Below are 25,519 nucleotides of genomic sequence, written 5' to 3' on the forward strand. Positions count from 1 at the left end.
TCTGTCACGAGGGGGTTTTTGTTTATGGGCGGGTTACTTTCAACCTGTTGCTCGCAGTGCCGATCTCGGCCTTGTGAGTGAATATTCCCCCCGTTTGACCCACCTCGCATTTTGCCTGTTAATCGTTTGATCAATATCAACAAAGGGTTAAGTTATGATGGACTCCCGACTTAACCGTTCCATCCTGTAGGTTGGGTATGACTGTCAAGGATGGTGTCTTATGTTCCCCCCTCGCAAGCTGGGTCACCAGATCACGCTGCTGGCAATCGGCGGCATCGTATTGCTCGCCGTGGTGCTGCTTACTTTTAATCTGTTTGAAAATCGCCAGCGGGCGCTCGCGGCCGAGCAGGCTGCACTGCGGAGCCAGCTCCAGAATGTGGAAGCGGTGATCAAAAACACCAGCCATGAAACCGTGCTGGCGGCAACCCTGATCGCCCAGCGGCCGGATGCAGCCAGGGCGGTGGCCGACAAGGATTGGCAGACCCTCGCCAATCTGTTTGATCCGCTCTGGCCCGCCCTCAAGGCGCAGGGGATCCAGCAGTTTCACTTTCACATTCCCCCGGCTACTTCCCTTTATCGGGTACACAAGCCCGCAAATCATGGCGACGACCTCTCTACTACACGGTTGGCTGTGGTCGAGGTGAACCGCAATCATCAACCGGTCGGCGGGTTGGAGACCGGTCAGGGCGGCACCGGGATCCGCGGCGTAGTGCCGGTCACTTTCAATGGTCAGTCGGTCGGCTCGGTGGAGTTTGGCCGCGCCCTCGACACCTCGCTGTTTGCCGATCTGCTGGGCAAGGACAGTCGCCTTGCCATCTATCTGTTTGAACAGGGTAAGCCCGTTATGCTGACTGGTGCCTCCATGCTTGGTGAGTCGGTGGACTGGTATCAGGAGGTATTGGCGGGCGAGAGCCGCTTCGCCACAATCAAGCAGCAGGGGAGCGATTTTCTGGTGATGGCGGCGCCGCTGCGCGACTTCTCCGGCAAGGCGGTCGGGGTGATCGAGCTGGCGCGGGATCACAGCGAGGTCGTGGCCGCGCTGGCGCGCCAGAGCTGGCAGATGGTGATGATCGCGCTGCTTGGCACCGCCCTGATTGCGGTGGCGCTGGTGTGGCTGCTGGGCCGCCTTAACCGTCCGTTGCTGGAGAGCGTCAAGGCGCTGGAGGCGCTGGCCAATGGCTCCGGCGATCTCGGCAGCAAGCTGCCGGTGGCGGGGCCGGAGGAGATCCGTCGGCTCGGGTCGGCGTTCAATGCTTTTGTAGCCAAGATCCGCGATACCATCAGCCAGCTCACTGCCACTCTGGGCGAACTGGCTGGCGAGAGTGAGCGGCTGTCGCGCAGTGCGGCAGGCAACCTTGGTAGCATGACGCGCCAGCAGGAGCAGACCACCCAGCTCGCTACCGCCATGACCGAGATGACCAGTACGGTACACGAGGTGGCCAACAACACGGCACAGGCGGCCGAAGCGGCCAACGAAGCGGACAATCAGGCGGTCACCGGCGATGAGGTGGTGCAGCAGAGCGTCAACATGATCGAACAGCTGGCAGAGGAGATCGCCAGCGCGGGCAACACAGTGAAAGAGGTCGCCAAGGCCAGCGAGCAGATTGGCTCGGTGCTGGCGGTGATCCAGTCCATCGCCGAGCAGACCAACCTGCTGGCCCTCAACGCTGCCATCGAGGCGGCCCGGGCCGGTGAACAGGGGCGCGGTTTTGCGGTGGTGGCCGACGAGGTGCGCTCGCTGGCAGGGCGCACCCAGCACTCTACCGCCGAGATCCGCGGCACCATTGAGCAGTTGCAACGGGCGGTGGGCACCACTGTGACCATGATCGAACACAGCGTCTCGCGGGCCGGGGAGTCGGTGGAGCGGGCCAATCAGGCGGGAGAAGCCCTCGGCCGGATCAAGGGGGCGGTCAACAGCATTCGCGACATGAATACCCAGATCGCCGCCGCCTCGGAGGAGCAATCGTCGGTGAGCGACGAGATCACCCGCAATATCGTCAGCGTCCACGAGATCTCCCAGGCCACCACGCTGGTGGCGCGGGATACCGCCCATATCGCCAGCCATGTGGCGACCCTGGTGGACAAGCTGGGGGATCTGGCCGGGCAGTTTCAGGATGGTTCCAACGTGCGGATGGTGCTGAGTCGCGCCCGCGCCGCTCACATGGGCTGGAAGACCCGTGTGCGCGCTTATCTGGATGGGCAGGAGGGGCTGTCGCGCAGCGAGGCGGTCAGTGACAAGGAGTGCCGCCTTGGTCACTGGTACTTCAGTGAAGGGCAGGCATGCTGCGGCGATCAACCCGCCTTCAGGGCGATGGCCGCCCCCCACGCCAAACTGCATCAGGTGATCCAGCAGATTATCGAGCTGAAAAATCAGCACAAGCATGAAGAGGCGGAGGCGCTCTACCGCGAGATCGAGCAGAACTCAGAACAGGTAGTGGGCTGCATCGATCAGTTGCTGCGGGAGATGACCAAGCCGGAGCGTTAATGACGAGCAGGCGGATAGCCAAAGGGCTGACAGCGATGTCAGCCCTTTTTCATGGTGCGGGTCTGGGGCGAGGTTACTGCTCCGGACGCAGATCCTGATAACGGGCGGCGGTGATGAACTGGCTGAAGGTTTCACACCAGACGATCACGCTGCTGTAGCGGGCCGGATCGATCGTGGCGGGCAGCGGCACGATAAAGTTGTCGAAGGTCTTCACCGGCCCGACTCGCACCATCTGATCCTTGAGGCGGGCAAAATCGGCTTCGGTCTCGACAAACTCGGGGGAGAGGTAGAGCTGGTAGTCCGGCCCGGGGGCCAGCTTGCCCATCAGACTGATGGCATCCTGCCCTATGCTCACCTTGCCTTCCCCCCAGTGCAGCCGATCGCTGTCTTTCAGATCCCGGCGAAAGGTGCCGTGGAATCTCGCTTGCTGCTGGCTGGCCGCTACCTGCTCGGTATCAGGGGCGGGTGGCGCGATCAGGATCGGCAGGGTGTAGACACCGGCGGCAAAGCCTGCCGCCGCGACCAGCAGATGGGTGCCCAGCAGCAGGGCCATGGTTTTGCGTTTCATGATATCTCGGTCGTTGATGAATTGATGGCAAAACCATACCAGTCCGGGGGCCCGCTGCCCAGTTTGCTCAGGCCAAAGGCCTGGTTATCCATCTATGGTGACGTGGGGTGTGGTCACGCCAATGGCTCAAGGCCGGATAGTGCCGTCCTGGCCTTTGTTGATCTCGCTGGCGGCGTGTACCAGCTGTTCCAGCTGGTGGTGGATCTGGGTGCGATCCAGTTGCTGCAAGGGCTGACGACTCCACAGTACCGGTGTCAGGCTCTCGGTATCGAAACCCAGTACCGGCTTGCACGGGTCCTGACTGAAGAGGTTCTGGGCGGCCGCCTGAGCGCTGGTGGCTGCGTCTAGGCGGGTAAACATCAGCAGATAGTCGGCTGGGTGTTCGGTCAGGTGACAGGTCAGTTCGCCGATCTGCAGGCTGGTGACGCTCTCCTCCTGTTGCGGCGCAGGCAGGGAGAGGGAGAGAAACAGCTGGTGGATGGCGGCGTGATAAAGAGAGTTCATTGATGGCTCCAGATTGATGATGGCGCCATTAGAGCAGGTCACCGCCAGCGGCACTGTTAATGGTGGCTCTCTTTTTTTAGCTTTTCGGTCAGCGAGATAGCACGCCGCGCTCAGTACAAAAATCGCGACCAATCCCGATAGTCCCTGTTGATGGCCTCTCCTAGACTGGCGGCGAAACATCACAAGAAGACAATCATCATGCAGATTCAAGCAAACACCGTCGGCACACAGGCTGTCGCTCACCACAGTGATGCAACCACAGGGGTTGGCCGGATGGGCCAGCTGGAGGCGCGTCAGGTCGCCACCGGACAAGATGCGATCTTGCTGGGTAATCGCAGCGAACCGCAGAAAGGACAGGGGCTGCTCTCGCGACTGGGGGCCCAACTGGCTCGTCCGTTTGTGGCCCTGAAGGAGTGGATTGGCAACCTGCTGGGGAGCAGCAAGAGTGACGCTGCGCCGAAGGCGCAACAGACTCCTGTGACAGACAACCTCTCGCAGGCTGACCAAAAAAGGTTGCTGCTGCAACAGGCGTTGCCTTTCACCCTGGGCGGGCTCGACAAGGCCAGCGAGCTGAACAATATCAATGCCGAACAATTGGGGCAGGATCATCCCCGTCTGGCGACCGGCAATGGTGCCCTGCGCTCACTGGCGACCTCCCTGATCGGGATCAGGGATGGTTCCATGCGGCAGGAGAGTCAGACCGCTGCAGCCGGGTTACTTGAACGCCCCATCGCCGGTATCCCGCTCCAGCAGTGGGGCACTGTAGGGGGCAAGGTGACCGAGCTGCTCGCCAGCGCCACTCCCGAACTGTTGCAAGAGGCGATTAGCCAGCTGCACACCGCGATGGGTGAAGTGGCCGACCTGCAGCGGGCCGTCAAAGCTGAAATCGCTGGTGAACCGGCGCAAAGCGCGACCACAACTGCGGATGCGGCGCCCGTCCAAAGCGGTGAGAGCAAAGGGGCTGCCCGCGAACAGGTCACCATGGCGCGCCAGACCCCGGCCACCGGCTACAAGCTGGCGCTGGATCTTATCAGCTATCAGGCCAGCTACCTGCTGCGGGATCAAACCTCGACCGAGGTGACCCTGAGCAGCAGCGATCTCAACGCCCTGCATCAACACATTGCCGATGGCTCCATCAATGGTTCCCACATGGCCAAATTGCAGACCCGTGGCGATCTGCAAACCCTGCGCACACTGGCGCTCTCGCTGGCCAGCGGCAGCGACGCCAAGGGCTCTTCCCTTGGTCATGCCCTCGACAGTCTCGCCTCGGCGCGCCCCAACCAGCGGTTGGTGCTGGGCGGCCTGATGCAGTTTGCCAGTCAGGGCGATCAGGCGTGGGCTGACCATACCGCTGGCAAGCCGGAAGATCGGCTCGATGCCGGGGCGCGGCAGCGCTTTGATGGTGACAACATGAAGGCGGCGGTGACGCGCCTCGGCGCCAGCGAAGCGCGGCAGGTGCTGCAACAGCTGGAAGGGGCTTTTGGTGATCGGGTGAAGGGCATCTGTGGTCTTGCGGTTGAGCTGGTTTCGCCCTTTGCCGATAGCGAGACCGGCCCGGAGGCCGTGTTGACCTCCCGGTTGACCCGTATGGGCACTGTGGTGAGCACCCTGATCGACCAGATCAAGGAGCACCTCGCACTGCCCCTGTCAGCTCACAGTGATTCGTCCCAGATTGATTCTGTCGATCAGCTGACGCCGCTCGAACTGGCTGCGCTGGCTCATATCGGCGTCGATGAGAGCTATCTGTAAACCGTCAGCACACAGCCCCTCGGGGCAAGGTGATATGACATAAAAACGGACACCCTCGGGTGTCCGTTTTCTTATTCGGGCGGGAGTAGGCTGAGGGGAGCAGGGCAGGCCGATATGGCTTACAGGCTGGCGAAATCCACCTCGGGCAGGGTTTCAAAGCCGGGGCGGGCAAACAGATAGCCCTGCATCAGGCTGATGCCCATCTCCCGCAGGCAGACCATCTCTTCACGGGTCTCGATCCCCTCCGCCAGCGGGGTGATCTGCAACTCTGCAAACAGCGCCAGACAGTGGCGCACTATGGCTTGTCGGGTCGGGTCATGGTCGATGCCCCGCAGCAGGTGCATATCGAGCTTAACGATGTTGGGGTGAAAATCGGCCAGCAGGTTGAGGCCCGAGTAACCGGCGCCAAAGTCATCGATCGCCGTCTTGAAGTCGAGCGCCTGATAGTGATCGACGATGCCGCGAAGATGCTGGCTATCCTGCACCTGCTCCACCTCGGTCAGCTCGAACATGATCTGCTCGATGGGGAAGAGGTGCTCGCGGGCCGCCTGCAGGGTGGTGCGGATGCAGCGCTCCGGGCGGTAGACCGCATTGGGCAGAAAGTTGATGCTCAGCATGCGCCGCATATCGAGCCGGGCGGCCAGTGCGATGGCCTTGATCCGGCACAACTGATCGAAGCGGTAGCGATTGCCATCGTTGACCCGGGCAATCACGCTCTGCGCCGGCTCGTTGTTGAGCCCCCGCACCAGCGCCTCGTAGCCGAAGATGGTGCGCTTGCTGCAATCGACGATGGGCTGAAAGGCCATGGTGAAGTCGAAGTCGAGATCGGCTTTCTCCTGACACAGCTGGCAGATGGACGGGGCGGGGGCGGAAGGTATATCCATGACTCTCCTCTTGGGCGTGGCGGCGCTGGGCACTGTCTCAAATGATAACAGCTCATTCCCCCCCCTGTAGGTTCGATTAGCGCAGCGTAATCGAACGATCGAGAGGCTTTTGTTTCGGTTGTTCCTGCGAGTCAGGGTTGGCCAGCCGGAGTTGGAAATTCGGCTGGCCGTGATGGCGGGAGAATCGATTTACGCGAATGTCCGATTACGCCTGACGGCTAATCGAACCTACGGGCTGGTGATGAAAAGACAGGTCGCGCAGAGTGTGATGACAGGGAAGCTATCGATGTTGAAAGCGTCAAAGAACAGTACGACATGGTGGTTACCGCTATTGGCAGCAGTGGCGCATAGGGTGCTGACAGAAATAAGGGAAAGACTGGAATGGGCTGCTGATTATTTGGCCAACAACGCTTGCCGAGCCCAGAAGAGAAAATCGGTACGGAACAGGACCTTGGAAGGCGTTTTAAAGGGACTCAACGCTTAAGGTCCTGTACATGAATGCAGCCTATAAGCTATTTATGGCTTTCAATGTGGAGATATACCATGCAGGTCATTTTTAATATCTACCCAAGCTTTTTCCAAAGTATTACACACTAATATTTGGAGGTTGTTTATCTCATTGGTAAAAGCACTTGTATCTGTACTTTGAGAAAGGTCTAGTACTCGTACAATGGAACGTTCAATTTCCTTGTTGTTATCTTTCTTCCTATCTAGCAGAAATTCCATTCTAACTTGATAGCGTGTTAGCTCACTGATTTTTTCAGGGGTTAATAGTTGATTGTTATGTGTTTTATCATAGTGTACACGCATGGCACAGGAAAAAAAATCTGTCGCTGCGCTACGTAGTTCTTCTTGCCATTTTTGTCTGAACGTCGCAATGTTTGATCTTATTTGGCTGCGCTGATTTATGTAGCTAATACGAGCAACAATAATAGATGTGAGAATGCTTCCTAAGCCGACTATGAGCGTTGCAATAAATATTGGCCAATCAGTACTTGTCTCCAAAGATACTCTCAATGGCTGACTGTTATTTTCTACAACATTTATAATTGCTTCTTTCGTATTTTGTTGCTTTTCATGCTTTAATTCTAAAGCACCATTCTTTGTTAAAGAAATAGTGAGTTTTTCTTGGTTGTTTTCATTCATTTTTATATATCACCGTTTAAAAAACGGCGCCTCGCGGCGCCGTTTTTAATATCAATCAACCCAACCAGAGTCACTGCAGCAGGGAGATATCCGCGACTTGCAGGAACAGGTTGCGCAGGTTGTTCAGCAGTGCCAGACGGTTGGCCTTGAGGGCTTCGTCGTCGGCCATCACCATCACCTCATTGAAGAAGGTGTCGACCGGCTCGCGCAGGGCGGCCAGACGGGTGAGGGCAGCCTGATAGTCACCGGCGGCGAACAGCGGGGCCAGTTCGGCTTGCAGTTCGGCAACCTGGGTGGCCAGCGCCTTCTCGGCGGCATCGACCAGCAGTTCCGGTTTGACGGCAGTCGGCAGTTCGCCTTCGACCTTGGCCAGAATATTGCTCACGCGCTTGTTGGCGGCAGCCAGTGCCAGTGCGGCATCCAGCGTGCGGAAGTGGCTGACGGCCTTGACGCGACGATCGAAGTCGAGCGGACGGGTCGGGCGGCGGGCCAGTACGGCCAGCACCACGTCGGCACCGATGCCTTCGTCCTGATAGGCGGCGCGGAAGCGGCCCAGCATAAAGTCGACCACGTCGGTAACGACGGTTTTGTTGGTCAGCTTGTCGCCGTAGACGCGTACCGCTTCTTCAACCAGTTCAACCAGATCCAGATCCAGCTGCTTCTCGGTCATGATGCGCAGGGCACCGATGGCAGCGCGACGCAGGGCGAACGGGTCCTTGTCACCCTTCGGCAGCATGCCGATGCCGAAGATACCGGCCAGGGTGTCGAACTTGTCGGCCAGCGCGACGGCGCAGGCAACCAGACCGGACGGCAGGGCATCACCGGCAAAGCGCGGCATGTACTGCTCGTTGAGGGCCACGGCGACTGCTTCGTCTTCGCCATCGTGACGGGCGTAGTGCATCCCCATGACACCCTGGGTGTCGGTGAACTCGCCGACCATGTTGGTCATCAGGTCACACTTGGAGAGCAGACCGGCACGCTTGGCCTGAGCCACGTCGGCGCCAATACGTTCGGCGATAAAGCCAGCGACGGTCTCGATGCGCTCGACCTTGGCCTTGACGGTGCCCAGCTGTTGCTGGAACAGCACGGTTTCAAGGCGCGGCAGGCGGGAGGCCAGGGTCTGCTTGAGGTCAGTCTTGAAGAAGAACTCGGCGTCTGAGAGACGGGGACGAACCACCTTCTCGTTGCCGCTGATGATCTGGCTCGGGTCTTTGGACTCGATGTTGGTGACGAAGATGAACTTCGGCAGCAGCTTGCCGTTCTTGTCGTAGACCGGGAAGTACTTCTGGTCACCCTTCATGGTGTGAACCAGCGCTTCAGCCGGAACGGCCAGGAACTTCTCTTCGAAGTTGGCGGTCAGCACTACCGGCCACTCGACCAGTGCGGTCACTTCTTCCAGCAGGGCGTCGTCCAGATCGGCAACGCCACCGAAGGCGGCAGCGGCCGCTTCGACGTCAGCCTTGATCTTGGCCTTGCGCGCCATAAAGTCGGCAATCACCATGCCGCGCTCCTGCAGGATCTGCGGGTACTGGCAGGCGTTGTCGATGGTGAATTCGCTCTCGCCCATAAAGCGGTGGCCGCGAATGGTGCGGGCAGAGTCGATACCCAGAATGTGGGCGGGAACCAGCTCGCCATCCAGCAGCAGGGTCACGGTGAAGACCGGACGCACGAACTGGATGGTCTTGTCGCCCCAGCGCATCATCTTCGGGATCGGCAGCTTGGCCAGTGCGGAGGCAACCAGCTCGCCCAGCAGATCGACGGCCGGACGGCCTTCGACCTTGGCGGTGTGAACCAGCCACTCGCCCTTGTCGGTGACCAGACGCTCGGCCTGCTCAACGGTGATGCCGTTGCCACGGGCCCAGCCTTCGGCAGCCTTGGTCGGCTTGCCTTCGGCATCGAACGCCTGAGCCACGGCCGGGCCGCGCTTCTCGACGCTCTTGCTCGGCTGTTCGCCGGCCAGCTCGCTCACTTTCAGCGCCAGACGGCGCGGTGAGGCAAACCACTCGACGTCGCCAAAGGCCAGATCGGCCTTGGTCAGTTCGGCTTTGAAGTTGTCGGCAAAGGCTTCGGCCAGGGAGCGCAGGGCTTTGGGCGGCAGCTCAGCAGTACCGATCTCTACCAGAAATGTATGTTGTGCCATGTCCGTTCCTTAACCTTGCTTGTTCTCACTGCGCTGACACATAGGGAAGCCCAGCGCTTCGCGGGAGGCGTAGTATGCCTCTGCCACGGCCTTGGTCAGGGTGCGAATGCGCAGGATGTAGCGCTGACGCTCGGTGACCGAGATGGCCTTGCGGGCATCCAGCAGGTTGAAGGAGTGAGCGGCTTTGAGGATGCGCTCGTAGGCAGGCAGCGGCAGCGGTTTTTCCAGTGCCAGCAGATTCTGGGCTTCCTTCTCGTACTGCTCGAAGCAGTGGAACAGGAACTCCACATCGGCGTGTTCGAAGTTGTAGGTGGATTGCTCCACTTCGTTCTGGTGGAACACGTCGCCGTAGGTGGTCTTGCCCAGCGGGCCGTCAGACCAGACCAGATCGTAGACGCTGTCTACGCCCTGAATGTACATGGCCAGACGCTCGAGACCGTAGGTGATCTCGCCGGTGACCGGCTTGCACTCGAGGCCGCCAACCTGCTGGAAGTAGGTGAACTGGGTCACTTCCATGCCGTTCAGCCACACTTCCCAACCCAGACCCCAGGCACCCAGAGTCGGGTTTTCCCAGTTGTCTTCCACGAAGCGGATGTCGTGGATTTCAGGATCCATGCCCAGCTCTTTCAGGGAGCCCAGATAGAGTTCCTGAATGTTGTCGGGGGAAGGCTTGATGATCACCTGGAACTGGTAGTAGTGCTGCAGGCGGTTCGGGTTTTCACCGTAGCGGCCGTCGGTCGGACGGCGGGACGGTTGCACGTAGGCGCAGGCGATGGGCTCCGGGCCCAGGGCACGCAGACAGGTCATGGGGTGGGAAGTACCGGCACCCACTTCCATATCCAGCGGCTGAATGATGGTACAGCCCTGGCGGGACCAATAGTCCTGCAGCTGCAGGATCAGGCCCTGAAAGGTTTTGACATCGAATTTTTGCATAATTTTTTTCGCGCGAAGTGAAAATCAGAGCAAGATTTGCTGAATGTGAACCGAGGGAGTATACCGTCTGGCATGGTCGGATAATAGGCGAAATTGCAGCGGATTCGCGGGATGGTGCTGCGCTCTGGCTGGTCGGGCGGGATGTCCGGTATATGATGTGAGCAGTGCCGCCTGTAGAGTGGGCAGGGGCGGGTACACCGCTGAAATAACGAGGGAGAGGAAATGGAACTGCGCTGCGCCTGGGTGACCAAAGACCCGGAATACATTGAATACCATGACAAACAGTGGGGCAGGCCGGTCTATGACGCCCGCGAGCTGTTTGCCAAGCTCTGCCTCGACGGCCAGCAGGCGGGGCTGTCGTGGATCACCATCCTCAAGCGCACCGAGAGCTATTACCGCGCCTATACCGACTTTGATCCGCAGCGTATCGTGCAGTTCGACGAACAGGATGTGGAGCGGCTGATGCAGGACACCGGCATCATCCGCAACCGGCTCAAGGTGCAGTCGATCATCAAAAACGCCCGCGCCTATCTGGCGCTGGAGGCCGAGGGCATCGACTTCGTCGATTATCTGTGGGGCTTTGTCGGCGGTGCCCCCATCGTCCACCAGCGCCAGGGTAATGGCGATATTCCGGCGACCTCGCCGGAGTCGGATGCCATGTCGAAAGCGCTCAAGAAACGCGGCTTTACCTTCGTCGGCAGCACTATCTGCTACGCCTTTATGCAGGCGGTGGGGATGGTGAACGATCATCTGGTCAGCTGTCCTTGCCACGCCGAGTGTCAGTTACCGCGCTGACAACCCGCCGATTGCCCAAAAAAACATCACTCTCGCCATCTGTTCAGGCTTGCGTCAGACAATGGCGTGCCAGCGCGTTACAATCCGGCCCCCGGCATGGTGCCGGATTGTTTTCACAGAGGTTTTTTCATGCGAGCCAAGATCCTGGTGCCTGCTCTGGCACTGACCGTTGCCCTGAGCGGCTGTACCACCAACCCCTACACAGGTGAATCCCAGACCTCCAAAGGTGCCTGGGGCGCGCTGGCTGGCGCCGCTGCCGGTGCGGCCGTAGGTGCGCTCTCCTCCAGCAAGGGTGACCGCAAGAAGGGCATCCTGACCGGCGTTGCTGCTGGCGCGGCGCTGGGTGGCGGTATCGGCTACTACATGGACGTGCAGGAAGCCAAGCTGCGCGAGAAGCTGCAGGGCACTGGCGTCAGCGTGACCCGTAATGGCAATGAGCTGATCCTCAACATGCCGAACAACGTGACCTTCGACAGCTCCAGCTCCCAGCTGAAAGCGGCCGGTGCCAACACCCTCTCCGGCGTGGCCATGGTGGTTGCCGAGTTCGACAAGACCCGCCTGAACGTGGTCGGTCACACCGACAGTACAGGTTCCCGCGACCTGAACATGAAGCTCTCCCGCGATCGTGCCGATGCCGTTGCCGCCCAGCTGATTGGTCAGGGCGTTGCAGGCAGCCGCATCTCCACCACCGGCGTGGGCCCGGATCAGCCGGTTGCTACCAACAGCACCGCCGCTGGCAAAGCCCAGAACCGCCGCGTGACCATTACCCTGACCCCGACCTCCTAAGTCGTTCAGGTCTTGGTAACGAAAAGGCCCCGCCAGTGATGGCGGGGCCTTTCTATTGGCGCAGTTGCGAGCAATGGCGCCTTGTTGTTTGCTCCCTTCTCACCTCGTGGGAGAAGGGGCGGGGATGAGGGGGATAAGCGCCTCTTAGACCGCCGCTGTCAGCTGCACTTCGACCTTATAGCCTTCGTGGGCCAGACGGGCCTGTACACAGGCGCGTACGGGGGCTGTGCCAGCCGGGATCCAGGTATCCCACTGCTCGTTGAAGGCAGCGATGTCACCAATGTCTTTGAGATAGATATTGGCCATCAGGATTTTGTCGACGCCGGAGCCGTTGGCTTCCAGCAGGTGCTGCAGGCTCGCCAGCACTTCGCGGGTCTGCTGGTGGATGTCGGCCTCTTCGCTGACGGGCACTTCCACCACGTAGAGGGTGCCATTGTGGATGACCACGTCAGACCAACGCTGGGTGGTGCCGATTCGGGTAATGGTTGTCATGGAGTGCTCCGGTACGGGGGCTTATTGACCCTTGCGGATCAGATAGCGGTAGGGGGCCTGCTCTGTCTCGCTGGCGACCAGGGTGTGATCCATAAAGCGGCAGAAACTGGGGATGTCGCGGGTGGTTGAAGGATCGTCGGCGCTGACCAGCAGGGTCTCGCCATCCGCCATCAGCCGCACTTTTTTGCGAACCATCATAACGGGTTCCGGGCAACGAAGCCCGATTGCGTCCAACTCGTGGGTCGCCTCGCAGAATAAATCACTCATCTATTATCAACCTTCAACCTATTCGGCTGCCAATGATACTCAGGGCTAAAAAATAATCAAACAAACGCCCCATCAACCAGCATATGTAACCGAAATGTTATTCGGCCCTATCCAGCTTGCGCCGGACGAGTAATATAAAAATTGAACCATATTCAACAAGGAGGTGAATATGCAGGTCTCCTACGGCAGATTACAAGCCTATGCAGGCATGGGGTTCTTGTCCTTCGCCATGATAGTGATGGGCAGCCCGATCGGGAATACCGGTACCTGGTTCGGCTCCATGGTTATGGTCGGGTTGGGGCTCTGGATCGAGCTCAGCGATTACTATGACGAGGATGAGGACGAGAACGATCAATCCTGAATCGGATGGCGATTCAACAACAAAGGCGGAGCAATTCCGCCTTTGTCATTTCTGCCGTTTGGCAATGTACCCGGATCAGCGGGTCGAGCGCATCGCCCGCTCCAGATGCAGCGCCGTCTGCTCTGGGTTGGCCTTGGGGTCGTTGAAGAAGTTGCTCAGCACATCGAGGATCGCCTGCCGCATATTGGTCGGCGTTGCCATCCCTTCCGCCATGCTGGGCAGCAGGTTGTCCTGCTTTTCCGCCAGCAGGAAATCCTGATAGGAGCGGACGGCGCAGCGGTCGAACTTGCTCATGTCGGGATTGGTCAGAGCCGGAATAGACCCCTTCACCCGATTGAACTCCTCCTGGAATTGCGGCGTCATCAGCAGTTGGGCCAGATCGCCCTGCGCCTGCAGCTGGGCCGGATCCCGCTGTTTGAACATGGCGATGGAGTCGAGGTTGTAGCTGAACAGTCCGGCGCTGCCCGGGCTCGGCAGACAGGCGATATCCTCACCCGGCCGGTAGTTACCGGCACTCAGTTCACCCTTCACCCAGTCGCCCATCACCTGCATGGCGGCGCCACCGCTCTCCAGCAGATTGGTGGCCTGATGCCACTTAAGACCGGCGTATTTTTGCGGCACATAGGCGCGCAGCTGCTGGAAACGGGTCAACACCCGCACCATGTCGGGGCCGGTCAGGGTGGCGCTGTCCTGCTCGAGGAACGCCTTGCGATAGAATTCTTTACCGCCCTCACCGAGCGCCACCGTTTCAAACAGTACCGCCAGCTGCCAGGGCTCGTTGCCAATGGCGAGCGGGGTGATGCCCCGTTTTTTAAGCTGGTCGGCGACGGTGACAAACTGGGCCCAGTCGGTGGGCGGAGTCAGCTTGTTGTGCTCGAAGATCTTGCGGTTGAGCCACAGCCAGTTGACCCGGTGGATGCCGGTGGGCACCGCCATCAGGGCGCCATTCTGGCTGAGGGTGGCACGCACCATGTGCGGCATCTGACTGTACCAGCCGAGGTGTTCGGCCATCGGGCTGAGATCGCGCAGGAAGCCGAGCCCGGCCCACTCCTTGAGCTCGTAACCCTTGAGGTGGGCCGCTTCGGGCGGGTTGGCCGCAAGCGCCCGGCTCTTCAATACCGTCATGGCGCTCTTGCCGCCGCCGCCCTGCACTGCAAAGTCGTTCCACTGGTTGCCCTGTTTGGTCCACTCGGATTTGAGCACTTCGACCGCTTTCGCTTCGCCGCCTGACGTCCACCAGTGCAGCACTTCCACCTGGGAGGCGGCAACGGGAGCAGAGAGCAGGGCGATGACAGAAAAAGACAACCACTTCATAAGGTTACTGCCTTGGTAGGGAGAGAGTGGCCTGCAGGCCACCTTGCGGACGATTTTCCAGCACCAGATCGCCGCCGTGGGCGTGGGCGATGTTGCGGGCGATGCCGAGCCCGAGGCCGGTGCCGGCCTGATCCGTGCTGAGCCGGTAATAGGGCTCGAAGATGCGCTCGAACTGGTCATCCGGCAGGCCGGGGCCCTCATCCATGATGAAGAGGATCAGCATCTCCTCGTCATCCATGATGATGATGCGTACCCGCTGGCCATATTTGATGCCGTTGTCCACCAGATTGCCGATGCAGCGCTTGAGCGCCAGCAGCTTGCCGCGGTAGGGCCACTTGCAGTGCCCCTCGATGGTGAGACGTTCGTCGTGGAGGTTGAGCGACTCGGCCATCTGCTCCAGCAGGGCGTTGATGTCGATCTCCTCGATATTCTCGTGGATGTCGGTCTCTTTGACCGTCTGCAGCGCCCCTTTCACCATCAGCTCCAGCTCGTCGAGATCCTTGTTGAACTTGGCGATTTGCACCTCGTCGTCGAGCAGTTCGACCCGCAGTCGCAGTCGGGTGATGGGGGTCTTGAGGTCGTGGGAAATCGAGCTGAACAGCCGCTCTCTATCGTCGATATAGCGGCGAATGCGGTGCTGCATGATGTTGAAGGCGCGGGTGGCCGCCACGATTTCCGATGCTCCTTCCTCTTTGAGCGAAGGCTGGTCGATATCCTTGCCGAGATTGACCGCCGCCTTGGCGAGACGGCGCAGCGGCCGGGTCTGCCAGCGCACCAGCATAAAGGTGAAGAAGCAGAGGAACACGGTCATCAGGGCGATGAAACGCACCTGGTTGCTCGGCATCACGGTATCGTCGAGGGTCATGTAGGGGGCGGGCAGCAGGGCCGCCAGATAGAGCCACTCCCCCTTTTCAATCTCGATCTGGGTCACCAGTACCGGTGGATTGAGCGGCTCCAGCGACAGGGTGTAGCGGGCCCAGGAGGAGGGGAGATCCGCCAGCAGGGTGTCGTTATTGAAGACATGGAGGTCATCGGGTCGGGAGAAGTCCACCTTGATCGCCATGGCGTCGGAGAGCTTGCGGGTCAGCACTCCCTGAACTTCCTCCAGCACTTGCGTCTTGCGTTCGCTGTCGGGGATGGCGTTGATGTGGATCTCTTCCTCGTTGAGCGAGACGAAGAAGCGGCTGCCCCCCATGTTGCGCAGCTGGTCCAGCGCGATATGGCGATACTGCAGCGGCAGGGATTTGAAGAAGTTGACGGTGGAAGCGGCAGACATGGCGAGGTTGCGGGTGGTGCTAAGCATCCCCTCCAGCTCCCGCTTCTGGATCTGCTGCATCCAGATGCCGGTCAGAATGGTCTGGGAGAGCAGGATTGCCAGCAACAGCAGCAGGATCATCCGTGACAACAGGGAGCGGGGCACCAGCGCCCCCCAGGACCACTTGTTGCTCATGGCAGCTCGTGCACCTCGGCAATCAGCATGTAGCCGCTACCGCGGATGGTCTTGATGATGCGCGGGCTCTTGCCGTTGTCGCCGAGCTTCTGGCGCAGACGGCTGATCTGTACGTCGATACCGCGCTCCATCGGCAGGCTTTCGCGGCCGCGGGTGGCATCCGAGATGGTGTCGCGATCCAGCACCACGCCGGGCTGCTGCAGGAACATGCCGAGCAGCATGGCATCGCTGCCGGAGAGATCCAGCAGGCTGCCATCATCATGGGTCAGCTGGTGGCTCAGGGTGTCGAGGGTCCACTCGGCAAAACGCAGGCGGCGGCTTGGCTCTTTCTCTTTTTCCGGCTGGCGGAATTCGGCGCGGCGCAGCAGCGCCTTGATGCGGGCCTGCAGTTCGCGGGGGCTGAACGGCTTGGCGATATAGTCGTCGGCGCCGAGTTCGAGGCCGATCACCCGATCCGCTTCGTCGGAGGCGGCGGTCAGCATGATGATGGGCACCTGGGAGTCACGACGGATCTGCTGGCAGAGGGTAAAACCGTCCTCGCCGGGCATCATGATGTCCAGAATAATCAGGTCCGGGCTGTGCTGGGCGAGTTGCTGGCGCATCTCGTTGCCCTCCGCCGCCGTCAATACCTGAAAGCCCGCCCGGGTCAGGTACTCATTGAGCAGCTCGCGGATCTCTTGGTCGTCATCGACGATCAGCAGTTGTTTGCTCATTGACATATGTATGTGCATCCACCCATTTTTTTGTGCAGATTGAACCTGTCGGGGGAGTAAAAAGCAAGCAAGCCCCCTATCTAATGTGAGGTTTAAGGCAATAACAGCCTATTGATAAGGTTAAAACGAAAAAAGGCCGACCCAAACGGGACGGCCAACAGACAGCTTCTGACCACTGACGAGCACCCCGTGTGGCGGTCGTCACAGACTTGAAAAGGGGTCAGTCAGACTGGCCCCGAAAAGGGACAACTCTCAGTAGTGCATCCCGTCGATCCGGCTGGTTATCACACCCGTTCAAACACGGTGGCGATGCCCTGACCCAGACCGATACACATGGTGGCAACCCCCAGGGTGGCATCCTTCTCCTCCATCAGATTGATGAGGGTGGTGGAGATGCGGGCACCGGAGCAGCCAAGCGGGTGACCCAGCGCAATGGCGCCACCGTTCAGGTTCACCTTCTCGTCCACCTGATCCTGCAGACCCAGATCCTTCACGCAGGGCAGGGACTGGGCGGCAAACGCCTCGTTCAGCTCGAACAGGTCGATATCACCGACAGTCAGGCCAGCACGTTTGAGCGCCTTCTGGGTGGCCGGCACCGGGCCGTAACCCATGATGGCGGCGTCACAGCCGGCGATAGCCATGGCACGTACCTTGGCGCGCGGCGTGAGGCCGAGGGCCTTGGCGCGATCCGCGCTCATCACCAGCATGGCGGCGGCGCCATCGGACAGCGCCGAGGAGCTGCCGGCGGTGACGGTGCCGTTGACCGGGTCAAACACCGGGCGCAGCTGGCTCAGGGTTTCGACCGTGGTCTCCGGGCGAATCACCTCGTCGTAGTCGTAGAAGAAGCGGGCGCCGCTGGCGTCATGGCCTTCCAGCCCGACGATCTCCTTGGCAAAACGTCCTTCCACGGTTGCCGCGTGGGCACGGCGATGGGAGCGGGCGGCAAACTCGTCCTGCTGCTGGCGGCTGATGCCGTGCAGCTTGCCGAGCATCTCGGCGGTCAGCCCCATCATGCCGGAGGCTTTTGCCACCGACTTGGCCATGCCGGGGTGGAAGTCGACGCCGTGGCTCATCGGCACGTGGCCCATGTGCTCGACGCCGCCGATGATGAAGATATCCCCGTCACCAACCTGAATGGCGCGAGAGGCATCATGCAGCGCCTGCATACTGGAGCCGCACAGACGGTTGACGGTGACCGCCCCCACCTGCTTCGGAATACCGGCCAGCAGCGCGGCGTTGCGGGCGATGTTGAAGCCTTGCTCCAGGGTCTGCTGCACGCAGCCCCAGTAGATATCCTCGATCTCGTTCGGGTCGAGGTTGGGGTTGCGCAGCAGGATGGATTTCATCAGGTGCGCGGACAGATCTTCTGCACGCACGTTGCGGAAGGCGCCGCCCTTGGACCGGCCCATCGGGGTCCGGATACAGTCGACAATGACTACGTCTTTCATGAATGGATCTCCTTTCCGCAATCAGTAGAAGGTTTTGCCCTGGGCAGCCATCTCGCGTAAGCGGTCGCTGACGCGGTAGAGCGGGCCCAAGTCGGCATACTGGTCGGCCATGGCCACGTAGCGATCCAGACCGATAGTGTCCAGATAGCGGAACACGCCGCCGCGGAAGGGAGGGAAGCCCAGACCGTAGACCAGTGCGATGTCGGCTTCGGCTGGCGTGGCAACAATGCCCTCTTCCAGACAGAGCACCACCTCGTTGATCATCGGGATCATCATGCGAGCGATGATGGCGTCCTTGTCGAAATCCTGTTTCGGCTTGGCAATGGGGGCCAGCAGCTCGTAGCTAGCTGCGTCGGCCACCTTCTTCGGCTTGCCCTTCTTGTCCTGCTCGTAGGCGTAGAAGCCCTTGCCGTTCTTCTGACCGAAGCGGTTCACTTCGTACATCACGTCGATGGCGGTACGGCCTTCCTTGCTCATGCGTGCCGGGAAGCCCTGCGCCATCACGTCACCGGCATGGTGGCCGGTATCGATGCCGACCACGTCCAGCAGGTAGGCGGGGCCCATCGGCCAGCCGAACTCCTTCTCCATTACCTTGTCGACGGCGGCGAAGTCGGCGCCATCGGCAACCAGCTTGTTGAAGCCGAAGAAATAGGGGAACAGCACCCGGTTGACGAAGAAGCCAGGGCAGTCGTTGACCACAACCGGGGACTTGCCCATGGCGGCGGCGTAGGCCACCACGCGGTTGATGGTTTCATCGGAGGTTTGCTCGCCGCGGATGATCTCCACCAGTGGCATGCGGTGCACCGGGTTGAAGAAGTGCATGCCGCAGAAGTTCTGCGGGCGCTTCAGCCCCTTGGCCAGCAGGGAGATGGGAATGGTGGAGGTGTTGCTGGCGAGCACGGCGTCTTCGCCAATGATCCCTTCCACTTCGCCCAGTACGGCGGCTTTCACCTTGGGATTCTCGACCACGGCTTCGACCACCACATCCACATGCTTGACGTTGTCATAGCTGAGAGTCGGAGTGATGGCGGAGAGCACCTGGCCCATCTTGATGCCGTCGATGCGGCCCTTTTCGAGCTGGCCGTTGAGTAGCTTGGTGGCCTCATTCATGCCAAGTGCCAGCGCCTTCTCGTTGATATCCTTCATCACCGCCGGAATGCCCTTGCTGGCAGACTGGTAGGCGATGCCGCCGCCCATGATGCCGGCACCCAGTACGGCGGCGTGGCCAGTGGCCTTGCTCGCCTGTTTGGCAGCTTTCTTGGCCAGCGCCTTGATGTGCTGATCGTTGAGGAAGATACCGACCAGTGCCTTGGCGACATCGGTCTTGGCCAGCTTGATAAAGCCCTGTGCTTCAACGACCAGCGCTTCGTCACGGCCCATACCTGCGGCGGCTTCGACGGTTTTCACCGCCGTCATCGGCGCCGGATAGTGTTTGCCCGCCACGGCGGCAACCATGCCAGCGGCGGTGGTGAAGCTCATCATGGCTTCCAGTTTGGAGAGGCGCAGCGGGGCTTTTTTGGCGGCGCGACGGCCTTGCCAGTCCAGCTTGCCCGCGATGGCGTCCTTGATCATCTGCAGCGCAGCGCTCTGCAGCGCCTCGGGGGCGACTACTGCATCGATGGCTCCCACCTTGAGGGCATCATCGGCACGGTAATCCTTGCCGGTGGTGATCCACTCGAGCGCGTTGTCGGCGCCGATCACCCGCGGCAGACGGACGGTGCCGCCAAAGCCCGGCATGATGCCGAGTTTGGTCTCGGGCAGGCCAATCTTGGCGCTGGTGTCGGCCAGACGGAAGTCGGTGGAGAGAATGGTCTCGCAGCCGCCGCCCAGGGCGTGGCCCTTGATGGCAGAGAGGGTCGGAACAGGCAGATCTTCGATGGCATTGAAGATGTCGTTGGCCTTTTTCAGCCAGCCGAGCAGATCTTCTTGCGGCAGATCGAACAGTTCCAGGAATTCGGTAATGTCGGCACCGACGATAAAGGCGTCTTTGCCGGAGGTGAGGATCAGACCTTTTAGTTCACGTTCTTGTTGTAATGCGGCGATCGCTTCGCTCAGGGAGAGCAGGGTAGCGCGATCCAGCTTGTTGACTGAACCCGGGGCATCAAACCTCAGCTCGGCGATGCCGTTTTCGAGGTAGCTGACCGACAGGGTTTCGCCTTGGTAGATCATGAGAGTGTCTCCTTGTTCCCACTCAGTGGGGAGTGGTGCTCCTTAATCCCCAGCAGGGGGCGAGGCTCACTATTGATCCAAAAGGAGACATTTTCAACACCTATTTAAAACATTTGTTTAACAGATCTCGAGTAAAAGCTCTTCATCACAAAACGGGCAAAAGAGAGGCGCCTTGCGGCGCCCCGGATAGATGTGAGTTTGCTATCAACTGGCCAGTTCAGGCCGGTTGCGATACTGGTTAAGCACCTCGGGATCGGCGAGGGCATGGGTGTTGTTGACCGGCCGATTGTGCACCACTTCCCGCACCGCCAGTTCGACGATCTTGCCGGACTTGGTGCGGGGGATGGCATCCACCTGCAGGATGCGGGAGGGCACGTGGCGGGCGGTGCAGTGCTGCTTTATTTGCTGGCGGATCCGCTCGCGCAGCGGCTCATCCAGCTTGCAACCCACCTTGAGCTTGACGAACAGCACCACCCGTTCGTCTTGCTGCCACTGCTGGCCGATGACGATGCTCTCCTCCACCTCGTCTAGCTGTTCGACATAGCGGTAGATCTCGCTGGTGCCGATACGCACGCCGCCCGGGTTGAGGGTGGCGTCAGAGCGGCCGTAGAACAGAATGCCGCCGGTCGGGGTCAACTCGATCCAGTCGCCGTGGCACCAGATGTTGTCGAACCGCTCGAAGTAGGCGGCGTGGTACTTGTCACCATTCTCGTCGCCCCAGAAGTAGATGGGCTGGGCCGGGAACGGCTTGGTGCAGACCAGCTCGCCCTTCTCCCCCTGCACCGGCTGGCCCGCTTCGTTGAACACCTGCACCGCGAGGCCGAGGCCGCGCCCCTGGCTCTCGCCGCGATAGACAGGGCTGAGCGGGTTGCCGATGACGAAGCAGGAGCAGATGTCGGTGCCGCCTGAGATGGAGCTGAGCTGCACATCCTGCTTTATCTGCTGGTAGACGTAGTCAAATCCCTCCGGCGACAGCACAGAGCCGGTGCTGCAGATCAGCCGCAGGTGTGGCAAGTCGTGGGTCTTGATCGGGGCATAACCCTGCTTGTGCAGCGCATCCAGGTATTTGGCCGAGGTGCCGAACAAGCTGACCTGCTCGTCGCGGGCCAGATCCCACAGCACATTGCCATCCGGGTAAAACGGCGAGCCGTCATAGAGCACCAGAGTGGCGCCGGAGGCGAGCGCGCTTACCAGCCAGTTCCACATCATCCAGCCGCAGGTGGTGAAGTAGAAGATGCGCTCCCCCGGCTTGATGTCGCAGTGCAGCTGGTGCTCTTTCAGGTGCTGCAGCAGGGTGCCGCCAATGCCGTGCACGATGCACTTGGGTTTGCCGGTGGTACCGGAGGAGTAGAGGATGTAGAGCGGATCGTTGAAAGCCATGGGTTCGAACTGGAGGCTGGCGTCCGGCTGGCTCGCCAGCAGTTGCTGCCAGTCGTGACCAAGCTGCAGCGGGTTGCCGAGCAGCGGGATCATCACCGTCTGCTCTATGCTGCCGATCTGGCTGACGACCCCTACTACTTTGTCCTGAATATCGATAGCTTTGCCGTTGTAGCGATAGCCATCCACCGCAAACAGCACCCGCGGCTGGGTCTGGCCGAAGCGCTCTACCACACTGGCTTCACCGAAGTCGGGGCTGGTGGAGGTCCAGATCGCCCCGAGACTGGTGGTTGCCAGCATGGCTACCACGGTTTCCGGAATATTGGGCAGATAGGCGGCGACCACATCGCCACGACCAATCCCCTGATGACGCAGCCACTGAGCCAGCCGGGCAACCTGATCACTCAGCTCACCCCAGCTAAGAGTACGGCTTGGACTCCCTTCGATACGGGAGATGATGGCCGGGCTCTCGTCCTGACGGCGCAGCAGGTTTTCGGCGAAGTTGAGGCTGCTGTCGGGGAACCAGCGGGTGCGCTGCATATCCTGACGGTTCTCCGCCACTATGTTGCCGAGCTCGCCCTTGACGCCGCAGTGCTGCCATACCAGCGGCCAGAAACGGGTGGTCTTCTCCACCGACCATTGATAAAGCTGCGGGTAGTTCTGCAACTGCAAGCCGTGGAAACGGTTCACCTCCGCCATAAAACGGTAGAGGTTGGATTGCTGCATCCCGAGCGGATCCGGTTGCCACAGGCAGAGGTTGTCCATGAGTAATCCCTGACTTCATGTATCTACCGGCAGTGTATTGAATTGTTTTTGATTTGTTAATAATTGGTTTTTTGTTGATAACAAACACGTTTGTAACGTATGCGTTACCTCACGAAGCGGCAGCTTGACGGGTCGAGCCGCCAAGCGCTTGATGTTATGCTGCAATCACATTCACCTCGGAGCAGGACGCCATGAGCAGCTACAGCCAACTTTTTGCCCAGCACCTCGATATCTTGCAGCAGCGCACCCGCGACATTCTGCAACAACAGGGGCTCAGCGGACTGGCCATCCACTCCGGCCAGACTCACCGCATCTTCCTCGATGATCAGGATTACCCGTTCAAGGTAAACCCCCACTTCAAGGCCTGGTTGCCGGTGCTGGACAATCCCCACTGCTGGCTGCTGGTGGACGGGGTGAACAAACCGGTATTGCTGTTCTATCGCCCGGTGGATTTCTGGCACAAAGTAGCGGATCTGCCCAATGCCTTCTGGGTCGAGTTCTTCGATATCCGCTTCCTGACCCGACCGGAACAAGTCGCCGATCATCTGCCGGGCAACAAGCAGGAGTGGGCCTATCTGGGCGGTCATCTGGAAGTGGCCGAGCTGCTTGGTCTGACCCAGCCCAATCCGGAGGCTGTGCTCAACTACCTGCACTATCACCGTGCCTACAAGACCCCCTACGAGCTGGAGTGCCTGCGCGAGGCGAACCGCATCGGTGTCCGTGGTCATATCGCGGCCAAGGACTCTTTTATGGCAGGGGCGAGCGAGTTCGAAATCAATCTGGCCTACATGAAAGCGGTCGGGCAGGGGGCCAATGAGGCGCCCTACGGCAATATCGTCGCGATCAACCGTAATGCGGCCATCCTTCACTACACTCATTTGTCTGCCGTGCGGGTGCCCGATGCGGAGCGCCACTCTTTCCTGATCGATGCCGGTGTCGATTTTCACGGTTATGCCTCCGACATCACCCGTACCTGGGCGTGGCGGCGAGGCGAGTTTGCTGATCTGATTGCCGCCCTCGACGAGCAGCAGCAGGAGATCATCAAGGAGATCAAACCGGGTCGCCGCTACAGCGAGCTGCACCTGCAGATGCACCACAAGCTGGCGCGCCTGCTGCAAGCGACCGAGTTGGTGGATATGTCGGTGGACGAGATGATCAACACCGGGGTGACCAACGTCTTCTTCCCCCACGGCCTCGGCCACTTCCTCGGTTTGCAGGTACACGATGCGGGTGGTTTCATGCAGGATGAGCGCGGCACCCACCTGGCGGCGCCCGAGCTGTTCCCCTATCTGCGCTGCACCCGGGTGATGGAGGTGGGTCAGGTGTTCACCATCGAGCCGGGCATCTACTTCATCGACAGTTTGCTGGAGCCGCTGCGTCAGGGCGAACAGGGCAAACGGGTCAACTGGAACAAGGTGGAGGCGCTGCGTCCGTTCGGCGGCATCCGCATCGAAGACAACATAGTGCTGCACGCCAACGGGGTGGAGAACATGACCAGACAAGCAGGACTCTGATGGCTGCTGCGTACTCCATTCCGGCCGCTTCATTGGAGATCAGCGAAGAGATCAAGAAGAGCCGCTTCATTACCCTGATCGCCCACACCCCGACCGTCGAGGCGGCCAAGGGGTGGGTCAACGAGATCAAGCGTCAACATCCGACCGCTCGCCATCACTGCTGGGCCTTTGTGGCGGGCGCACCGCAAGATAGTCAGGTCTATGGCTTCAGTGATGATGGCGAACCCTCCGGTACCGCAGGCAAGCCGATCCTGGCCCAGTTGATGGGCTCGGGGCTCGGTGAAATCTGCGCCGTGGTAGTGCGTTACTACGGCGGCATCCAGCTTGGTACCGGTGGACTGGTCAAAGCCTATGGGGGCGGCGTCGGTGCCGCCCTCAAGCAGCTGCCTACCCTGCTCAAGGTGCCGCGCACTCCCTCTCTCATTCACTGCGATTACGGTGACATGGGGACGGTCGAGTCGCTGATCAGCAGCCATAATGGCGAATTGCTGGCGGCCGATTACGGTCAGCAGGTCATCTTGCAGGTGGCGTGGGAGTCCTCGGTTTGGGCTCAGGTGGACCGTGAATTGACCGACCGGACTCATGGGCGGGTATCCCTCAGCCCCTTAGATGGCTAGAATCCATCGCTCTTTAATTGGGGAAAGGGAGCTGTAATGCACATTCTGAGCATTATTCGCATTGTTGGCCTGCTGGTTGCGCTGTTCAGCTCGACCATGCTGTTGCCTGCACTGGTGGCCTTTGGCTATCGGGATGGTGGTGGTGCCGAGTTCGTCAGCTCTTTTCTGATCGCCCTGCTGCTCGGCGTGGTGCTCTGGTTTCCCAATCGCTATCACAAGAAGGAGATGCGCTCGAAAGAGGGTTTCCTCATCGTGGTGCTGTTCTGGACTGTGCTGGGCAGTGTGGGGGCTGTGCCCTTCATCATGAGCGACGTGCCGGACATGTCGGTCTCGGAGGCCTTCTTCGAATCTTTTTCCGGCCTGACCACCACTGGCGCAACGGTACTGACCGGGCTCGATAATCTGCCCAAGGCGTTTCTGTTCTATCGCCAGCTGCTGCAGTGGCTGGGGGGCATGGGGATCATCGTACTGGCGGTGGCCATTCTGCCACTGCTGGGTATCGGGGGCATGCAGCTCTATCGCGCCGAGATCCCGGGGCCGGTGAAGGATACCAAGGTGACGCCGCGCATCGCCGAAACGGCCAAGGCGCTCTGGTTCATCTATCTGCTGCTCACCGCACTCTGTGCGCTGGCCTACTGGCTCGCCGGGATGACGCTGTTCGATGCGGTCTGCCATTCGTTCTCGACTCTGTCGGTCGGTGGCTTCTCCACTCACGATGCCAGCATCGGTTTCTTCAACAGTCCGGTCATCAACCTGATTACCGTGGTGTTCCTGCTGCTGGCCAGCGTGAACTTTGCGCTCCACTTTACCGTTTTCTCACACCGCCCGGTGCGGCTCGGTCGCTACCTCTACGATTCTGAACTCAAGGTGTTTCTGGCCATCCAGGCGACCCTGGTGATGATCTGCTTTGTCGCCTTGCTGACCCACGGACACTACGCCACCTGGCAAGAGGCGCTCAACCACGGTCTTTTCCAGGCGGTCTCTCTGGGGACCACCACCGGCTACAGCACCACGACCTATGCAGATTGGCCCTCGTTCCTGC

22 protein-coding genes and 1 pseudogene (1 of these 23 running past the window's edge) are annotated in these 25,519 nt (G+C 60.2%); 9 read left to right on the forward strand and 14 right to left on the reverse strand.

Annotated elements, in window-relative coordinates; genetic code table 11:
* The first annotated feature begins 220 nt into the window (after positions 1-220).
* Positions 221-2,485, forward strand: coding sequence for a methyl-accepting chemotaxis protein (locus tag ACTG1P_RS13565; RefSeq protein WP_440001482.1), 2,265 nt, complete (start codon positions 221-223; stop codon positions 2,483-2,485).
* Positions 2,486-2,558: 73 nt separating this feature from the next.
* Here the strand turns inward: ACTG1P_RS13565 and ACTG1P_RS13570 are convergent, their stop codons facing one another.
* Complete coding sequence (locus ACTG1P_RS13570) at positions 2,559-3,053, reverse strand: DM13 domain-containing protein (protein ID WP_181270031.1); 495 nt, start codon at positions 3,051-3,053, stop codon at positions 2,559-2,561.
* Between the two features lie 126 nt (positions 3,054-3,179).
* Complete coding sequence (locus ACTG1P_RS13575) at positions 3,180-3,557, reverse strand: CesT family type III secretion system chaperone (protein WP_019446305.1); 378 nt, start codon at positions 3,555-3,557, stop codon at positions 3,180-3,182.
* A gap of 198 nt (positions 3,558-3,755) precedes the next feature.
* Here ACTG1P_RS13575 and ACTG1P_RS13580 point away from each other — a divergent pair, with 198 nt between their 5' ends.
* Positions 3,756-5,306, forward strand: a complete 1,551-nt coding sequence (locus ACTG1P_RS13580; protein WP_440001483.1) for an ADP-ribosyltransferase — start codon at positions 3,756-3,758, stop codon at positions 5,304-5,306.
* Positions 5,307-5,425: 119 nt separating this feature from the next.
* Here the strand turns inward: ACTG1P_RS13580 and ACTG1P_RS13585 are convergent, their stop codons facing one another.
* Entirely contained in the window at positions 5,426-6,190 is a 765-nt protein-coding gene (locus ACTG1P_RS13585) for an EAL domain-containing protein (RefSeq protein ID WP_440001484.1), read from the reverse strand.
* A gap of 235 nt (positions 6,191-6,425) precedes the next feature.
* On the opposite strand from ACTG1P_RS13585, the pseudogene ACTG1P_RS13590 reads away from it, so the two are divergent.
* A pseudogene (locus ACTG1P_RS13590) lies at positions 6,426-6,674 on the forward strand (IS4 family transposase); the annotation flags it as partial.
* 41 nt (positions 6,675-6,715) lie between these two features.
* On the opposite strand, the gene ACTG1P_RS13595 reads toward ACTG1P_RS13590, so the two are convergent.
* The 3 genes from ACTG1P_RS13595 to glyQ form a co-directional block, all read right to left on the reverse strand.
* The gene (locus ACTG1P_RS13595; protein ID WP_440001485.1) at positions 6,716-7,336 is read right to left on the reverse strand and encodes a hypothetical protein; all 621 of its coding nucleotides are present in this window, start codon (positions 7,334-7,336) and stop codon (positions 6,716-6,718) included.
* A gap of 70 nt (positions 7,337-7,406) precedes the next feature.
* Entirely contained in the window at positions 7,407-9,476 is a 2,070-nt protein-coding gene (gene glyS, locus ACTG1P_RS13600; protein WP_440001486.1) for a glycine--tRNA ligase subunit beta, read from the reverse strand.
* Positions 9,477-9,485: 9 nt separating this feature from the next.
* Positions 9,486-10,409: a glycine--tRNA ligase subunit alpha gene (gene glyQ, locus ACTG1P_RS13605; RefSeq protein ID WP_005339464.1), complete on the reverse strand. Its 924-nt coding sequence runs from the start codon at positions 10,407-10,409 to the stop codon at positions 9,486-9,488.
* A gap of 222 nt (positions 10,410-10,631) precedes the next feature.
* Here glyQ and ACTG1P_RS13610 point away from each other — a divergent pair, with 222 nt between their 5' ends.
* Positions 10,632-11,204, forward strand: coding sequence for a DNA-3-methyladenine glycosylase I (locus ACTG1P_RS13610; protein WP_440001487.1), 573 nt, complete (start codon positions 10,632-10,634; stop codon positions 11,202-11,204).
* 129 nt (positions 11,205-11,333) lie between these two features.
* Positions 11,334-11,990: an OmpA family lipoprotein gene (locus tag ACTG1P_RS13615; RefSeq protein WP_440001488.1), complete on the forward strand. Its 657-nt coding sequence runs from the start codon at positions 11,334-11,336 to the stop codon at positions 11,988-11,990.
* Between the two features lie 144 nt (positions 11,991-12,134).
* On the opposite strand, the gene ACTG1P_RS13620 is transcribed toward ACTG1P_RS13615, so the two are convergent.
* Positions 12,135-12,482: a RidA family protein gene (locus tag ACTG1P_RS13620; RefSeq protein ID WP_440001489.1), complete on the reverse strand. Its 348-nt coding sequence runs from the start codon at positions 12,480-12,482 to the stop codon at positions 12,135-12,137.
* 21 nt (positions 12,483-12,503) lie between these two features.
* Positions 12,504-12,749, reverse strand: a complete 246-nt coding sequence (gene tusA / locus ACTG1P_RS13625) for a sulfurtransferase TusA (protein ID WP_108613548.1) — start codon at positions 12,747-12,749, stop codon at positions 12,504-12,506.
* A gap of 169 nt (positions 12,750-12,918) precedes the next feature.
* Between tusA and ACTG1P_RS13630 the strand changes: the two genes are divergently transcribed.
* Positions 12,919-13,110, forward strand: a complete 192-nt coding sequence (locus ACTG1P_RS13630) for a hypothetical protein (protein ID WP_005339471.1) — start codon at positions 12,919-12,921, stop codon at positions 13,108-13,110.
* A gap of 75 nt (positions 13,111-13,185) precedes the next feature.
* On the opposite strand, the gene ACTG1P_RS13635 is transcribed toward ACTG1P_RS13630, so the two are convergent.
* From ACTG1P_RS13635 to ACTG1P_RS13660, 6 genes are all read right to left on the reverse strand, one after another.
* Positions 13,186-14,424, reverse strand: a complete 1,239-nt coding sequence (locus ACTG1P_RS13635) for an ABC transporter substrate-binding protein (protein WP_440001490.1) — start codon at positions 14,422-14,424, stop codon at positions 13,186-13,188.
* Between the two features lie 4 nt (positions 14,425-14,428).
* Positions 14,429-15,874, reverse strand: coding sequence for an ATP-binding protein (locus tag ACTG1P_RS13640; RefSeq protein WP_429102989.1), 1,446 nt, complete (start codon positions 15,872-15,874; stop codon positions 14,429-14,431).
* Entirely contained in the window at positions 15,871-16,593 is a 723-nt protein-coding gene (locus ACTG1P_RS13645; protein ID WP_005339475.1) for a response regulator, read from the reverse strand. Before ACTG1P_RS13645 ends, ACTG1P_RS13640 begins: the two co-directional genes overlap by 4 nt.
* Before the next feature lie 278 nt (positions 16,594-16,871).
* The gene (fadA, locus tag ACTG1P_RS13650) at positions 16,872-18,035 is read right to left on the reverse strand and encodes an acetyl-CoA C-acyltransferase FadA (protein ID WP_005355952.1); all 1,164 of its coding nucleotides are present in this window, start codon (positions 18,033-18,035) and stop codon (positions 16,872-16,874) included.
* 21 nt (positions 18,036-18,056) lie between these two features.
* On the reverse strand, positions 18,057-20,204 hold the full coding sequence (fadB, locus tag ACTG1P_RS13655) for a fatty acid oxidation complex subunit alpha FadB (protein WP_440001491.1): 2,148 nt from the start codon (positions 20,202-20,204) through the stop codon (positions 18,057-18,059).
* A gap of 204 nt (positions 20,205-20,408) precedes the next feature.
* Complete coding sequence (locus ACTG1P_RS13660) at positions 20,409-22,346, reverse strand: acetoacetate--CoA ligase (RefSeq protein WP_204384854.1); 1,938 nt, start codon at positions 22,344-22,346, stop codon at positions 20,409-20,411.
* Between the two features lie 191 nt (positions 22,347-22,537).
* Between ACTG1P_RS13660 and pepQ the strand changes: the two genes are divergently transcribed.
* The 3 genes in view from pepQ to ACTG1P_RS13675 are tightly spaced (at most 36 nt apart) and all read left to right on the forward strand, a layout consistent with a single transcriptional unit that may run on beyond the window.
* A complete protein-coding gene (gene pepQ / locus ACTG1P_RS13665) occupies positions 22,538-23,860 on the forward strand; it encodes a Xaa-Pro dipeptidase (RefSeq protein WP_204384855.1) in 1,323 nt (440 codons plus the stop codon).
* The gene (locus ACTG1P_RS13670; protein ID WP_204384856.1) at positions 23,860-24,477 is read left to right on the forward strand and encodes a YigZ family protein; all 618 of its coding nucleotides are present in this window, start codon (positions 23,860-23,862) and stop codon (positions 24,475-24,477) included. Before pepQ ends, ACTG1P_RS13670 begins: the two co-directional genes overlap by 1 nt.
* A gap of 36 nt (positions 24,478-24,513) precedes the next feature.
* Positions 24,514-25,519 carry the 5' portion of a TrkH family potassium uptake protein gene (locus ACTG1P_RS13675; protein WP_005339482.1) on the forward strand. It continues 452 nt past the right edge of the window, so the window shows 1,006 of its 1,458 coding nt (coding positions 1-1,006); the start codon lies at positions 24,514-24,516; its stop codon lies beyond the right edge, outside the window.

Source organism: Aeromonas sp. 11P (assembly GCF_051920165.1).
In the GTDB taxonomy this organism is placed as follows: Bacteria; Pseudomonadota; Gammaproteobacteria; order Enterobacterales; family Aeromonadaceae; genus Aeromonas; species Aeromonas veronii.